The organism is Fimbriimonadaceae bacterium (assembly GCA_019638775.1).
In the GTDB taxonomy this organism is placed as follows: Bacteria; Armatimonadota; Fimbriimonadia; order Fimbriimonadales; family Fimbriimonadaceae; genus JAHBTD01.
Genome location: JAHBTD010000001.1, coordinates 729,586 through 744,345 on the forward strand (window position 1 = coordinate 729,586; position 14,760 = coordinate 744,345).

A 14,760-nucleotide genomic window follows, 5' to 3' on the forward strand; every position below is an offset into this window, starting at 1 on the left:
TTCAACCCTCCACCACAATCTTCGTGAAGTCGCAAGCCTGCAAAAGCTGAATTCGCGCGGCCTGAAGAAGTGTCAGTCGTGCCGTTCGCACCTTCTCATCCTCAACCATCACCATCGTCGAATCAAAGAATGCGTTGATCGGCCCCTGAAGCTTTCGCAGGGCAGCAACCATCTTTCCAGGCGTAGATTTGTCGGCGGCATTCGCTTCGTCCAGCGCCAACGCCAAGCTCAAACCCTCAGCCGAGTCCAAAGCAGTCCGGTCGAGCGATTGCAAAGGGGCCAGCTTTTCAAATCCGATCCCCTTCTGTTCTGCCGCACTCACAATATTGATCGGACGCGTCGCCGTCTGGATAAGCGGAATATCGTCAGCGATCAGCTTGACGCACTCAAGCCCAAATTTCACCGCCTCAGGATTAAAGGCGCGACTCGGGTCGTCCGCCTGAATCGCCGCATCCAAGTGATCCTTCTCGGCATCCGGGAACAGATTGACGTACCGCGCCACGAAAAGCTCTTTCGCCGCAGTTAGGGTTTTAGACAGGTCCAACTCGTGTCCCTGCCCCCGATAAATCTCCGATGCCTTGGTGAGCAAATCTTGATAGTCCGACGTCATCCCCGGCATCATCCACGCCGCCTCGATCAACAGCGTCACCGCTCGACGGAGCCCAAACGGATCGCTCGAACTCGTGGGAATCAAACCCAACCCGAGGTAGCCCGCTAGCTTGTCGAGCTGGTCCGCCATCTGCAGGCGAACCGCCGTCCGCGAGCCTGCGCAGTTCGGCGGGTTCGGATTCTTGCCCAAATCATAGTGGCTCGCCACTGCATGACATGCGGCATCCGGGAAGCCCTCCCGCCGCATATACTCGCCGCCCACCACGCCCTGCAATGAAGCCAACTCGCTGACAAGACCCGTTGAGAGGTCGGCCTTGGCATACAGACCTGCCGTTGCCGCAAACTCAATCTCTTCCTCCGGCCCACCCGACTCCTGCGCCACCAAAGACGCCAGCTTGGCAAGCCGGTCAGCCCGTTGCCGAACCGAGCCTAACTTTTCCTGGAACACAATCCCTTCGCACTTGTCGAGAAAAGCAGAGATCGAGTGCTTCTTGTCCTCATCGAAGAAGAATTTGGCATCGTTGAATCGAGCGTTCAGCACCCATTCGGTCCCAGCCCTAACCGTCTCATCTTCCCCCGAATTCCGGATGAAAATGAACTTGTTCGTCAGCTTTCCGTTACTGTCACGGATCGGAAACATCTTCTCGTGCTTCGCCATCGCTGTCACGAGCACTGATACCGGTAAATCCATGTAGGAAGTCTTGAAGCTGCCCTCGATCGGTGTGGGCCACTCCGTTAGAAAGACGTTCTCGGCAACAAGCGCATCCGGCATCTCTGCGGTTCCGCTCGCGCTAATGGTCGCCACTTCACGAATGGTCTTTTCGCGCTCTGCTGGATCGGGCTCAACTTTGCGTGAAAGCAACCCGTTCACCAACTCTTCGTAGCTCTTCGCTCCGAACGCATCCGGGCTATAGAAGCGATGCCCTCGGCTCTCCAACCCCGCCTGGACGCCCTCCACGTCAAAAGGAACGACGCTGCCACCAAACGAGGCCAGAATCCACCGAATGGGACGGGCAAAGCGCATCTTAGAGGCGCCCCACCGCATCGACTTATCGAAGTTCAGCCCTCGAATTGACGCAGGCAAAACCTCAGAAAGCACTTCGAGGGTCGGACGCCCAGGGATCGTCTTCGTCACCCAAACGTAGCCGTCGCGCTTCTCTGCCTGACCGGGATCGACCCCCTGGCCCCGACAAAACCCCTCCATCGCCTTACTGGGGTTGCCGTCCGCATCAAAAGCCGCCGCAAGCGCAGGACCGCGCTGCTCCTTCACCTGGTCGGGCTGCCGGTCGGCAACGTCGGAAAAATGCACGATGAGCCGTCGCGGCGTTCCAATCGGAGGATTGCCTTGAGTAAAAGGGATGTTCGCCTCGGTGAGCCTTGTCTCGATGTTTTGGGCAAGGTCGGTGTAAGCCTTCTTGACGAAGGTCGCGGGCAGTTCTTCAACACCAAGCTCAAGGAGCAGATCGGGCATAGGCCCACAGTTTACCGGGATGCCCCAGGTTCAAATGAGCTTAGGACTCAATAGTTTCTTCCACAGGCTCATCAGAAACCAGAGCTTTGAGTGGCACGTCTTCTGTCGCGGGCAGCAAGGCAGGCCAATCCGCCGACGCCAAATTGCGAACGTTGCCGACAACCGGCTCCAACTGGGCGACCTCCTCGCCAACCGCAACCTTGGTTTCGTGGAACCGCCGTGCGCGAGGAAGCACCCGCGCTTCCAACGACCCAACCGTATCGTTGTACGACTTCACCGCTGTATCCAAATTCCGCCCCACACGCTGGAAATTCCCCGCCATTGTGCGAATGCTCTCATAGAGGCTCTTGCCAAGCTCGCTGACCTCTTTGGCGCTCTGCGCAAGCTGCTCTTGTCGCCAACCGTAAGCCACCGCCTTGAGAAGGGCAATCAAGGTTGTCGGCGTTGCAATAATCACGTTGTTCTTCGCACCAAACTCGATCAACTCTGGGTCTTGGTGGAGCGCCGAACTGTACTCCGACTCCAACGGCAAGAACAAAACCACAAACTCGGCCGACTCGAACGCTTGCCAATATGACTTGCTCGAAAGCTTCTGCACGTGCTGACGAATCAAGACGGCGTGGTGCTTGAGCCGCTCGGCCCGCGCGCCCTCCTCCTCCATCTCCATCGCATCCAAATAGGTCGAGGTCGGCGCCTTGGCATCGACGACGATCTGCTGGTTGTTCGGCAGGCGCACGATCAGGTCAGGACGCTGGCGGACATCTTCGGTAGTCACGGAAACCTGCTCCGTGAAGTCGCAGTACTCGATCAGGCCCGCCATCCGTACGACGTTCTTCAGGTGCATCTCGCCCCAACGTCCGCGAGTCGCAGGGTTGCGCAAAGCCTGCACAAGGTTCTGAGTTTGGTTGTGAAGACCCTTTTGAAGATCGCCCAGTGCGCGAATCTGCTCGGTGACCGTCGCCGTTGAGTCGATCCTGGACTTCTCAATCTCCTCAATCTTTTTCTGATAGCCCGCTAAGGCCTCGTTGATCGGTTTGACCAATTGATCAATGGCCTGCTTTCGCTGCTCCAGGTCCCCAGCCGACTCCTTCTTCAGGGCATTAAAGCGCTCATTCGCTAACTCTAAGAAGCGTGCGTTATTCTTCTCGAGCGCAGTAGTCGATGCGGCAAGGAAAGCCTCCTTGAGCTCCTTCTCAGCCTCCTCAAGGAACTTCTTCGTCTCTTCGAGGTTTTTCTTCTCCGATTCAAGCGTCGCGACGTGCGTACTCAACTGAGCGATCTTAGCGGTGAGCTCCGAGCGCTCAGATTCCAGAGCGCCCACCCGCCCGGCCCGCTCTTCGAACTTCGCACGATCCGACTGGACCTCCGAAAGCTGCTTGCGGATCTCCTCTGCCTCTTGGGTCTTTGCCTGCAACAGTTCGGAAGATCCCGACTGCTGAGCACGCAAGATCGCTCTGGCGATAAAGTATCCGCCAACCAAGCCCACCACTCCCGCGACAAGAACCCAAAGATTTTCCATAAAGTATTTGTAAGCTATCGGCTATCGGCGATAGCTGATCGCTGATCTCCCCCAATTATATCCCTTCTGTAGACGTATCTCTACCTGGATTCGGCTTCCGTGGAAAACTCATCCCCGCGCCAGTGACCATGCCAACCAGCATCCCAGAATCCCAAACGCCACGCTTCCCAACACATAAAGCAGCGCCATCAACCCCCGACCCTGGTCTACAAGTTGGAATGCCTCCCAGGAGAATGTGGAAAAAGTTGTAAAGCCGCCCAACACTCCGACGCCCAAAAACACACGCCACGATCCGGACATCTCTTGCCGGAACATAACCCCCATCAAAACGCCGATCAGGATTGAGCCGACAACATTGACGATAAACGTCGCCCAAGGGAATCCAGGGATAGTCGATTTGGATGCAAAGGCGAAGCTAATCCAAAACCGGCCAAGCGCGCCGACTCCAGCGCCCAAGAAAACAACGAGACTATCCGACCACGAAGGCACGAACAGAAGTTACCGCACGGGGGCGGTGATTTCCTTCCGCTTCGCCATCTTCGTCTTTTGTCGAAGGATCAGCGCGTAGGCCAAAATCGTCGCCCATAATGCCACGTCGTCGGCGAGGCCAAGCACAGGAATAAGGTCAGGAATGAGGTCAACCGGAGACACGCCGTAAGCCAATCCGCCGACAAACAGCGCGGCTATGCGCATCCAAGGATAACGGCTTGAAGGAATTTGACTCATATCCCTTATGACCACATCCCGAAAGCCTGGGTTGCAGGGATAGGGACTCTGGTGAAGGGAGGGCAACGCTCTGTCGTTGCCGTTAAATCTCAGCAGTCGGGAGGGCAACGCTCCGTCGTTGCCGTTAAATCTCAACAAACGGGAGGGCAACGCTCCGTCGTTGCCGTGAACCAAACCAGCAATTTCCCTAAAGCGCAAACCGATTGCGTCGGAATCGTGCCGGGGTCATTCCCATCGATGTTTGGAACGTCCGCGTCAGGTGGCTCTGATCGGCAAATCCGGTCTGCACCGCGATCTGCGAAAGCGGCAACTCTGTGTCCCGCACCAACCGCACCGCTGCGGCAAGCCTTAGCTCACGAACGTACTCGGCAATCGAGCAGTCGAAGTGGCGCTGGAACATGCGGGTGAGGTGGATCGGGTGAACGCCAACCAGATCGGCGATCTCTCGTACCTTCAAGCCCTTGCTGTAGTTCGATTCGATAAAAGACTTCGCTGTAAGAATCCACTTGGGGATATCGCGCTCGGTTGGGTTGCCAAGTCTTGCAGCTTCGGTGAGGATATCAAGCACAACCGACTCGATAGCTAACGTCGCGACCGCATCGTTCCGTCGAATCTCAGCATAAAGCCGCTCGGCAAGCTGGATCGCTGGCCCAGCCTCGATGGTATGGGGAACTTCAAGAACCCGTGTGGTTTCGGTCAGGTGTCGGCCTCGCTCGCCAAAGAACTCGATATTGATGCTGTGCATCTCTTCCGGTCCAATCTGGTCGGCGTGAGGCATGCCCGCAGGCGTAAAGGCGAGGGTTCGTGTGTTCAGCTCGCGAGAACCGTTGTCAAGGTGCTCAACGCAGCTTCCCGCAAGGATAAAGGTGATATACGGATTGTCATGGACATGCATCGGCATCATGAGTGATGCTGGATAGACCAACTCAATCACACGCATGCCATCCAACGTATTGGCCCTTATCTGACGCCCATAGAATTCCATTACACGTACCACCCTCAACGTTACGAAGTGCATTCAGGCTAAGTTGCCGAACTGCACCAACAGACCGAATGTTAGGTCTAATTTGGGCAACTTGATTTCAAATAGCCTCAAATAATGCCTAACGAATCTTTTTGAACAAAGTTCACAAATCTCTGTCAGAACTATGTCCCGGAAAAAGTTTTGCCTCAGGATCAAGCCGAGTTTTCGCTACACACACCGCGGTCACGGCCTCTCCGACGCCTGTTGCAATGAGCTTGAGTTTACCGTCGAAACCGCAAACATCCCCCACAGCAAAGACACCAACTTTGTTCGTCTCATAACTGACGGGATTTGCAACAATTTGGTTCTTGTCAATCTCCAAACCCCAGTCTTTTATGGGGCCAAGGCTCGATTTAAACCCGATGTTAACAATAACTGCATCCACATCAAGCCGCTCGGTCTCCTTCGTCTGCGTGTTCTCCAGAGTCACACCGCAAAGGCAGTCCTCACCGTGCAACTCCTTCACCACGCTCCAAAGCTTCATCTGCACCGAACTCTTCTTCACGTGCTCAACCGTATCTTCGTGAGCCCGAAACTGATCTCTACGGTGGACCAGGTGAATCTCCTTGGCGATGGGCTCAAGGTTCAGACACCAATCAAAAGCGCTGTCCCCGCCACCAACGATCGCAATCCGCTTGCCCTCAAAGATCGCCTTCTCTTTAACTCCGTAATAGATGCCCTTGTGTTCCAGCTCATCCTCACGCGCCACCCCGATCTTCGTCGGTGAAAACGCGCCAATGCCCGCTGAGATGATGACGGTTCGGGTCGGATACCGCCCCTTTTCGGTCGAGATCGTATAGCCCTCCGGCTCCTCTTCAAGGGTCAGCGCCGTCTCACCCAAGACCACCTCCGGGTTGAACTGCGTCCCCTGAATGACCATCTCCCGCGCCAAATCCCTCGCAAAGACCTTCGGAAACCCCGGCATATCAAAAACGTACTTCTCGGGATAGAGGGCAACTAGCTGTCCGCCAAGCTCGGGAAGGCTGTCGATAATACGAACGGACATCCCGCGCATCCCCGCATAGAACGACGCAAAGAGGCCGCAAGGGCCCCCTCCGATGATAGTGATATCGACGCGATCCATGGCTGTGTGCGGAAGAACAACTAGGAGAATACTCGCTTAAGCGCGGTTCATAATGGGCCCGAGCATGACCGAAATCGACCTCAGCCCCGGACTCCAATCAACCGTCGAATCAAGGGTGGACGCTTGCGCCGAGCGGCTGGGACTCCTCTCGCAAAAGGGGTCCTTAAAGTCGTATCCCGGCTGTACACACTGGCACTTCAAGAAACCCGGAACAGCCGGAACCCTCGAAGCGACATGGTGGCCCAAAACGGGACGGCTTTGGCTCAAGATAGCCGCCAACCGCAAAGCCGATTGGATGAGCGATGCGATAGAAGGGCTTGCAGCGGAGTTCGGTCACTCAATAGACGAGTAGTCTTCGGCTGAGTGGAACGCCAGGGTAACGGGTCCGCATGATCCCCTAACCGCTCAACATTCAAGCTAATCCTCGCAAACTCCCCACCAATTTCAAACCTGTGAAATACAATATCAGGGACAGGTGAATGGCTATGTTGATTGCGATTGCGATTCTATTCAGTCAACCCGCGAAGATTGATCTAACCATCAGCGCCGCTCCACTCAAATCCGTTGTCGCGGCGATGAGCGAAAAGTCCGGTGAAACCCTCACCGTGAGCTTGCCACTCGCCAGTGAGATCATGTCCGTTGATGCTCAGGGTGTGGAACTAAGCGACCTGATGAACCGCATCGCCAACGCTGTTTACGGGAATTGGGAGAAGCAGAGCGACCGCTGGCTCCTCACCCGCGACACTCAGCGCAAGCGGGACATGGAGAGCGCGGAGATGGCTTCGCGTCGCAAGTTTTGGGACAACACCATAGGCGTACGGATCAAGGAGTTCGAGAAGCAGCCGGAGTTTACGCTTAAGCAGGCTTTCGCGGTCGAAGACGATCTTGCCAAGCTCGACGCGAAGGCGCAAAAAGCCGACGAGCCGTTCTTGATGTTCCAAGAGTACAAAAAGCTCTACGACAAGGCTCCTGCAAACCGGCTTGCCATGAAGCTCCTTTCGATGGTCGATCTGACGAAGGTTTGCCAGGCCAAGCTCGGTGAAAACGTTGTCTTCTCCACGCGTCCAACGCAGATTCAGAACGCCTTCCCTTCACAAGCAAGAAAGGCGTTGGATGATTTTTCCAAAGAGCACGCTATTTGGGCAGATGCCATGGCAAAAGCTCCCGAGCGGCCTAACCGTGGAAGCAGTTTTGGCGGCGATCCCCGATTCGGTACCGACTTCGGCAGCGCGGGTCCCTTCGATGCTGCGGTTGTGATCTGCACGCTGGCGAACTATGTCAACACCCAGATTTACATCACCGGCCCGGATGGAAAGACGGTTGCCGTGGCGGGAGTCCAGCAGACAGCTCCTTGGTTCGAGGCGGCGCTGACCGGGACACGGACCGAAACGCCCGGCGAGAAGGAGCCCTACCGGCTCAGCTCCGCAGCCTACGAGTTCCTGAGAATGCGCGATCTTAGCTACGGCCCCGACCGGATGCCCCTCAACGACGAGTGGAGAAAGCGACTGCTGCAGCCGGAAGTCGATGAACCGCTTGGATTTGTCGCGGGGGAGATCGCTCATGCCTGGGCGAAACGCCGCAAAAAGCATCTTGTGGCCCGTCTGCCAGACGATCTCCTCATCCCCTATGAAAGGGCCGTGCAGAAGGATCGCATCGACTTGGAGCTCTGGACCTCCTATGCCAAGAATGCTCTGCACCTAGAGTTTCAGGAGGATGGCGACTGGCTCACCATCCGCCCAGAGAGGCCACAGCAGACCGCAATCGAGCACACCGATCGTTTGGCTCTCGCCAAACTAGCTCGGTCCCTTGTCGAAACAGGCATGGTCCGCTTGAATGTGATCGCAGACTACGTGAAGACGAACGGAAGCATCGGAGAGTGGGACCCCATGGGTTTCTACTACGCGAGCATCCTCCTGCCACGCTGCGAACGTATCTTGCAGTTTATGAACTGGCCTGCGGTGAGAGTTTATGCCGAACTGAGCTACAGCCAGCGCGAAGCCTTCATTGCAGGTGTGCCGATTCCAGTCGATCAGCTTTCACCCACGGCTCGCCAGTCCATGAAACATCTGGTTTACGATGGCAATGTTTACAATGTGTTTCAGCCGAACGATCGTTCTGGCGAGACCGTTCATCCCGCCCTGTCCTCGCTGCCGTCCGTTGTCGCACCGAACGGGATCGTCTCTGGGATGGTCCTGCGAGGGACTGCCGTAAACGATGAGATCGTCCATGTGGCAACGCCTCAGCGAGACAATTACGCGGCATGGGCTCAACAGCTCACGGCGGCTCAACTTGCCGGTGCCCTTCGTCAAACGGGTGGGAATATCCGAAAAGAGGATTCGTATTGGCTCGGGGAATGGACGAACGCGACCATGATCGTGGATTGCGGCGGTGGAATCAAAGCCAACTATCATCCGCTCGTCGACTTCAGAGTTGACCTGCGCACAAATCCCACAACCTACGACGGCCTCCCACAGGTGTTCAAAGAAAAGGTGAAGGCGGCTGAGGGAGGATAGCCCTTCGCCCCTTCACAGACCCAACGCCCAAAACCCCATCCCAGTACACTCCTGGGCCTATGGTTCTCAAACTCGGTATCCCAAAAGGCAGCCTGCAAGAGGCGACCTTTGCGCTGTTCGAGCGCGCGGGCTTCCGGTTTCGGACATCTTCACGATCCTATCAACCGGTCGTAGATGATCCCGAAATCGAACCCGTCTTGCTCCGTCCCCAAGAAATCCCGACCTACGTCGAGGATGGTGTGATCGACGCTGGCCTAACCGGGCATGACTGGATCACCGACTGCGGCGCGGACGTCCATGAGATCTGCGAACTGCGCTATTCCAAACTCACCGACAACCCCATCAGGATCGTTCTAGCCGTCCATCAAGAGAGCCATTTCGAGAAGCTGGAACACCTTGCAGGAAAGCGGATCGCCACCGAATATGTCCGCCTTGCCGAGCGGGCATTCAAGGATCGCGGCATCACCGCCGACATCGAGTTTAGCTGGGGGGCGTGCGAAGTCAAAGTCCCTCAACTCGTCGATGCGATTGTGGTCAACACCGAAACCGGCTCCTCCCTCCGGGCCCATAACCTCCGCATCATCGAGACGCTGTTGACGTCAACCACTCGGTTCGTGGCGGGAAAGCATGCCTGGGCCGACGATTGGAAGCGCACCAAGCTGGAGTCGATGGCGATTCTCCTCACCGGGGCGATGAACGCCAGCCGACTGGTTGGGCTCAAAATGAACATTCCGGTGGAGAAGAAGGATGAAGTTTTGGGGCTGCTTCCTGCAATCCAAAACCCAACCCTTTCGCCACTGGCCGATGCGCAATGGTTCGCTGCAGAAGTGATCCTAAGCGAGAAAGAGGTCCGCGAGCTCATCCCGGCCCTCAAACGCGCCGGGGCGACGGGCCTGGTGGAGTATCCGCTGAATAAAGTGATCTACTGATTTTGGATTTTAGATTTCGGATTTTGGATTGAGGAAATCCCCTTCCTTGCGAACGGCGAAGCCTTCGTGAGGGAGGGGACTAAGGGGAGGGAGAAAACACCATTTGTATGCCTCAGTCCTCCCAAAGGGTTGAGGCTGCATGAGCGCGCCAGTTTAGCCTCAACCCTAAGAAGGATTGAGGCATAAAACGAACCACAAGCCCAGTCGGTGATCGTCCATCAGGCCGCAGCATTTGCAAGCAACCCCCATCCCTTAATCCCTTCCCCTAAATGCAGGGGGAAGGGACCGTTGCCAAACACCAGGGTCAACTCCATGCCTTCCATGCCTTCCATGCCTCAGTCCTCCCAAAGGGTTGAGGCTGCATGAGCGCGCCAGTTTAGCCTCAACCCTAAGAAGGATTGAGGCATAAAACGAACCACAACCCCGGTCGGTGATCGTCCATCAGGCCGCAGCATTTGCAAGCAACCCCCATCCCTTAATCTCTTCCCCCTAAATGCAGGGGGAAGGGACCGTTGCCAAACACCAACGTCAACTCCATGCCTTCCATGCGTCAGTCCTCCCGAAGGATTGAGGCTAAGAACTCGGTGGGAGTTAAGAATCAACCCAGCCGTAAGGACGGTTGAAGCATTCTCTCAACCATTTACGTCCCGATGCCTTGAACCTGACTGTGCCAAAATTCAGGCTTATCATGAGCAGCAACAAAGGGATCACGTCTCGCTCAGAAGACTACAGCAGATGGTACAACGAGCTGGTTGAGCGAGCTCAACTCGCCGAACACTCCGGCGTCCGCGGATGCATGGTCATTCGCCCGAACGGTTACGCCGTTTGGGAACTCATGCAGCGCGGCCTTGACGATATGTTCAAGGAGACCGGACACGAAAACGCTTACTTCCCTCTGCTGATCCCTAAATCTTTCTTGAGCAAAGAGGCCGAGCACGTTGATGGCTTTGCGAAAGAGTGCGCGGTGGTGACGCATCACCGACTTATGAACGCGGCGGACGGCTCGGGCGTGGTTGTAGACCCCGACGCCAAACTGGAAGAGGAGTTGGTCATCCGCCCGACCTCGGAAACGGTGATTTGGAACCAATACAAAAGTTGGATTCAGAGCTACCGCGACCTGCCGATTCTCATCAACCAGTGGTGCAACGTCATGCGCTGGGAGATGCGAACGCGTTTGTTCCTACGCACGGCTGAGTTTCTTTGGCAGGAGGGGCACACCGCCCACGCGACCCTTGAGGAGGCCGAAGCCGAGACCATGCAGATGGTGCGCGTGTATCAGCGCTTTGCCGAGGAGTTCATGGCGGTGCCGGTTTTGGTTGGGAAGAAGTCGGACAACGAGAAGTTTGCCGGGGCTTTGCACACCTACTGTATCGAGGCTTTAACGCAAGACCTTCGCGTCATTCAAGCGGGGACTTCACACAACCTAGGGCAGAACTTCGCCAAGGCTTTCGACGTGACGTTCACCAACGCCGAAGGCAAGATCGACCACGTTTATGCGACGTCATGGGGCGTTTCTACGCGGTTGATCGGGACGCTCATCATGGCGCACTCCGACGACAAGGGCTTTGTCCCGCCGCCCCGGCTTGCGGCAACACAGGTCGTTTTCGTGCCGATGGGACGCGACGAAGAGACTCGTGAACTCACCTACGGAGTGAGCGATAAGCTTGCGGCTGAACTGAAAGGCATGCGCTGGAAGGAGATGCCGATCCGCGTTAAAGTCGACAAGCGCGAGAAGGAGTCGCCGGGCTTTAAGTACAACGATTGGGAGCTGAAAGGTGCGACGATCCGGGTGGAAGTCGGGCCGCGTGACCTTGAGCAGAACTCCGTGATCCTCTCCCGCCGAGATACGGGCGAGAAGATGACGCTGACCTTGGATCAGGTCGTAGGGGAGATCCCGAAGCTGCTGGATTCCATTCAGCAAAGTCTGTTCGACAAAGCTCTCGCATTCCGTAACGAAAACACGCACCGCGTGGATACGTGGGAAGAGTTTGAGAAGGCGTTCGAAGGCGAAGGCGGCCCGGGGCTGGTCATGGCGCATTGGGACGGCACCAATGAAACGGCAGAACTGATCGCGGCGAAGACAAAGGCGACGATCCGGTGTATTCCGTTCGAGCCGCTCGATCCGGCGGATGCTCAGCCTGGGAAGTGTGTGTTGACGGGTAAGCCGAGCGAACAGCGGGTTGTGTTTGCGAAGGCGTACTAGGAGCGTTGGCAGGTGGTTGGCAAGTTGTTGGCAAGTGGTCGGCGCAGTCCGATTTATGCTGGGATTTCTCACAAAAACACTAAGAACCACAAAGGAGAGTTCGCTACCTCAAAAAGCTTGCCCTTTGAGGTTGGAGGGACATTGTCCTCAATGTCCAACAGCAGTCACTGTGGACTGTGACCCTCCATAAAGAGGTTGGAGGGACATTGTCCTCAATGTCCAAGAGCGGTCACTGAGGACAGTGACCCTCCAGCGAAAGACTAGGTCGAACCAAAGCAACACGCTCTTTTGCCCCGCACACCAATAGGCGCCGCAACCTTAACACGGGCTTAACCACCGGACTCTTAACAATCGTCCACACTCTCAAGGCAGGACTCTTAACTGAGGGAGTAAACTCCGCAGACGGTTTCTGCGTCTCGGCGCAGGTTCAACTGAGGAGATATACAGACTTGGGAAGCGCATACACACCCGGACTTACGGTTAGCGGAGACATTGTCGTCCGACGCCTGCGACGATTGCCGATCAAAGGCGAAGTGCTGATTAACGTCGGCGACGCCGTGGAACCGGATACCGTCGTTGCCCGTGCCGTCCTGCCCGGCGTACTACAGACCATCAAGCTTTCGGAAAAGCTCGGCATCGAAGCGAGAGACATCCGACAGTTCTTCCGGTTTTCGGAGGGCGACGCGGTTGAGAAGGGCCAGGTCGTTGCCGAGACAAAAGGGCTCTTTGGGTTCTTCAAGTCCACGGTTCTTGCCGACTACGGCGGAACGATTGAGGCGATTTCAGAAGTGACGGGCAACGCGCTCGTACGGGAGCCGGGCATTCCTGTCGATATCGATGCTTACATCAAAGGCAAGATCGTCGAAATCCTTCCTGAAGAAGGCGCGATCGTCGAGACTCGCGGAGCGATGGTGCAGGGCATCTTCGGTGTCGGCGTCGAGAGATCGGGCGAGATTCGAGTTGCGGTTGCTGGGCACGATCAACCGCTTCACGCCGACAACATCCACGAATCGGACAAGGGCAAGATCCTCATCGGTGGTTCGGGCATCACGCTTGACGCCATTCAGAAAGCGGTGCAGGTAGGTGCGCAGGGCCTTGTTGCTGGTGGCATCCGTGACCGAGATTTGATCTCCTTCCTGGGATACGACATTGGAGTTGCGATCACGGGGCAAGAGGAGGTCGGCGTTTCGATCATGGTTACCGAAGGGTTCGGCTACCTTGCGATGGCGCAGCGAACCTTCGATCTTCTTCGGTCGCTGGAAGGAAAGCAGGCGAGCATCAACGGCGCGACGCAGATTCGTGCGGGCGTTATCCGCCCCGAGATCATCGTTCCGATGCCCGACCTTACTGGCGCTCCGCAGTCGGATTCGGGGGCAGGAGAGCTCACGATGGGCACGCCGATCCGAGTGATTCGCGAGCCGTACTTCGGGCAGATCGGGAAGGTGACCGAACTGCCGCCAACGCTCGTGGTGGTGGATTCGGGCGCGGAGGTCCGCGTGTTGAAGGCCATGTTGGATGGTGGCGAAGAGGTAACGGTGCCTCGCGCCAATGTCGAAATCATCGCGACCTAAGGACGCTCTCGGCACGGTGGTGTGAGTTGAGAGCGTTGTTAGATCGCAACGACCGTCTCGCGCCCGTGTTAGAGAGTTGAATCTTAGGTGAATGCATGAAAGTTTTAATCGTCGACGACGAACAGACGTTGCTGGAAACGGTAGAGAATAAGCTTCGGAAGGAGGGGTTCTCTACCTTTACGGCAGAGTCGGCTGAGGACGGAATGCGCCTCTTTCGGCGCGCAAAGCCCGACTTGATTATTCTGGACATCATGCTCCCACAGAGATCAGGCTACGACCTCTGCAAAGCCGTACGACGGGAGTCGACGACCCCGATCATCTTCCTTTCGGCACGAGCCGAGGAGACTGACCGCGTTCGCGGTTTGGAGATGGGGGCGGACGATTACGTCATCAAACCGTTCAACCTTAGCGAGCTTACGGCAAGGGTGAAAGCTGTGCTTCGCCGCGCCTCGGGCGATAAGCCGATTGAGGTTGTGGAGAGCGGAAATCTGCGCATCGACCCAGCGAGCCACGAGACGCTTATCGACGGCAAACCGCAAAGCCTTTCTCCGAAGGAGTTTGCTCTGCTTCACTTCTTGGTCAAGAACGCCGGGCAGGTTTTCAGCAGGGAAACGCTGCTCGATCGGGTGTGGGGCAAAGATGCATTTGTGAGTCCGAGGACGGTGGATGTTCACGTGCGCTGGCTCAGAACGCGGATTGAGCCGGACCCGGATAACGCCACGCGACTCATGACTGTTCGCGGTGTGGGTTATAAGTTTGTGGGCTAGCCCGGCGGCCAATCGAACTTCCGTCCGCCTAGCAGGTGCATGTGCAGATGGTCCACGGTCTGACCAGCGTCGATGCCCTGATTGATCACCAGACGATAGCCGTCGTCAAGGCCGAACTTCTCGGCGATTTTTCGTGCGGCGTTGATGAGGTGCTGATGATCGCCGGAATTGGGGACGGACGCCACCCCGGCGATCTCTTGTCGGGGCACGATGAGGACGTGGACGGGAGCCTGCGGACTGATGTCCTTAAAGGCGACGCAGTGATCGTCTTCATAGACGATCTCGGCGGGAATCTCTCTTTCGATAATTTTTGTAAACAGAGTTGGCATAGGCAAGCTCTGTAT

13 protein-coding genes are annotated in these 14,760 nt (G+C 56.5%); 6 read left to right on the forward strand and 7 right to left on the reverse strand.

The features are described 5' to 3' along the window. Window position 1 precedes the first annotated feature (1 nt). From glyS to KF784_03430, 6 genes are all read right to left on the reverse strand, one after another. Entirely contained in the window at window positions 2-2,080 is a 2,079-nt protein-coding gene (gene glyS, locus KF784_03405; protein ID MBX3118085.1) for a glycine--tRNA ligase subunit beta, read from the reverse strand. Window positions 2,081-2,120: 40 nt separating this feature from the next. Continuing rightward, window positions 2,121-3,599, reverse strand: coding sequence for a DNA recombination protein RmuC (rmuC, locus tag KF784_03410; GenBank protein ID MBX3118086.1), 1,479 nt, complete (start codon window positions 3,597-3,599; stop codon window positions 2,121-2,123). Between the two features lie 108 nt (window positions 3,600-3,707). Further along, the gene (gene crcB, locus KF784_03415) at window positions 3,708-4,088 is read right to left on the reverse strand and encodes a fluoride efflux transporter CrcB (GenBank protein ID MBX3118087.1); all 381 of its coding nucleotides are present in this window, start codon (window positions 4,086-4,088) and stop codon (window positions 3,708-3,710) included. Window positions 4,089-4,097: 9 nt separating this feature from the next. Next, window positions 4,098-4,325 carry a DUF1232 domain-containing protein gene (locus KF784_03420; GenBank protein MBX3118088.1) on the reverse strand — a complete coding sequence of 76 codons (228 nt, stop codon included), beginning with the start codon at window positions 4,323-4,325 and terminating at the stop codon, window positions 4,098-4,100. Window positions 4,326-4,512: 187 nt separating this feature from the next. Further along, window positions 4,513-5,310 (reverse strand): AraC family transcriptional regulator, encoded by a 798-nt coding sequence (locus KF784_03425; protein MBX3118089.1) that lies wholly within the window; start codon window positions 5,308-5,310, stop codon window positions 4,513-4,515. Between the two features lie 142 nt (window positions 5,311-5,452). Next, window positions 5,453-6,433: an NAD(P)/FAD-dependent oxidoreductase gene (locus KF784_03430; protein MBX3118090.1), complete on the reverse strand. Its 981-nt coding sequence runs from the start codon at window positions 6,431-6,433 to the stop codon at window positions 5,453-5,455. Window positions 6,434-6,497: 64 nt separating this feature from the next. On the opposite strand from KF784_03430, the gene KF784_03435 reads away from it, so the two are divergent. The 6 genes from KF784_03435 (at window position 6,498) to KF784_03460 (ending at window position 14,416) form a co-directional block, all read left to right on the forward strand. Continuing rightward, window positions 6,498-6,785 (forward strand): hypothetical protein, encoded by a 288-nt coding sequence (locus KF784_03435; GenBank protein ID MBX3118091.1) that lies wholly within the window; start codon window positions 6,498-6,500, stop codon window positions 6,783-6,785. Between the two features lie 133 nt (window positions 6,786-6,918). Continuing rightward, on the forward strand, window positions 6,919-8,946 hold the full coding sequence (locus KF784_03440; protein MBX3118092.1) for a hypothetical protein: 2,028 nt from the start codon (window positions 6,919-6,921) through the stop codon (window positions 8,944-8,946). A 59-nt stretch (window positions 8,947-9,005) separates the two neighbouring features. Next, the gene (locus KF784_03445; GenBank protein ID MBX3118093.1) at window positions 9,006-9,875 is read left to right on the forward strand and encodes an ATP phosphoribosyltransferase; all 870 of its coding nucleotides are present in this window, start codon (window positions 9,006-9,008) and stop codon (window positions 9,873-9,875) included. Window positions 9,876-10,563: 688 nt separating this feature from the next. Next, entirely contained in the window at window positions 10,564-12,078 is a 1,515-nt protein-coding gene (gene proS, locus KF784_03450; GenBank protein ID MBX3118094.1) for a proline--tRNA ligase, read from the forward strand. Between the two features lie 449 nt (window positions 12,079-12,527). Then, window positions 12,528-13,649, forward strand: coding sequence for a hypothetical protein (locus KF784_03455; protein ID MBX3118095.1), 1,122 nt, complete (start codon window positions 12,528-12,530; stop codon window positions 13,647-13,649). A gap of 95 nt (window positions 13,650-13,744) precedes the next feature. Beyond that, window positions 13,745-14,416 carry a response regulator transcription factor gene (locus tag KF784_03460; GenBank protein MBX3118096.1) on the forward strand — a complete coding sequence of 224 codons (672 nt, stop codon included), beginning with the start codon at window positions 13,745-13,747 and terminating at the stop codon, window positions 14,414-14,416. Here the strand turns inward: KF784_03460 and KF784_03465 are convergent. Beyond that, on the reverse strand, window positions 14,413-14,751 hold the full coding sequence (locus KF784_03465; GenBank protein ID MBX3118097.1) for a histidine triad nucleotide-binding protein: 339 nt from the start codon (window positions 14,749-14,751) through the stop codon (window positions 14,413-14,415). The genes KF784_03460 and KF784_03465 overlap by 4 nt on opposite strands. Window positions 14,752-14,760 lie beyond the last annotated feature (9 nt).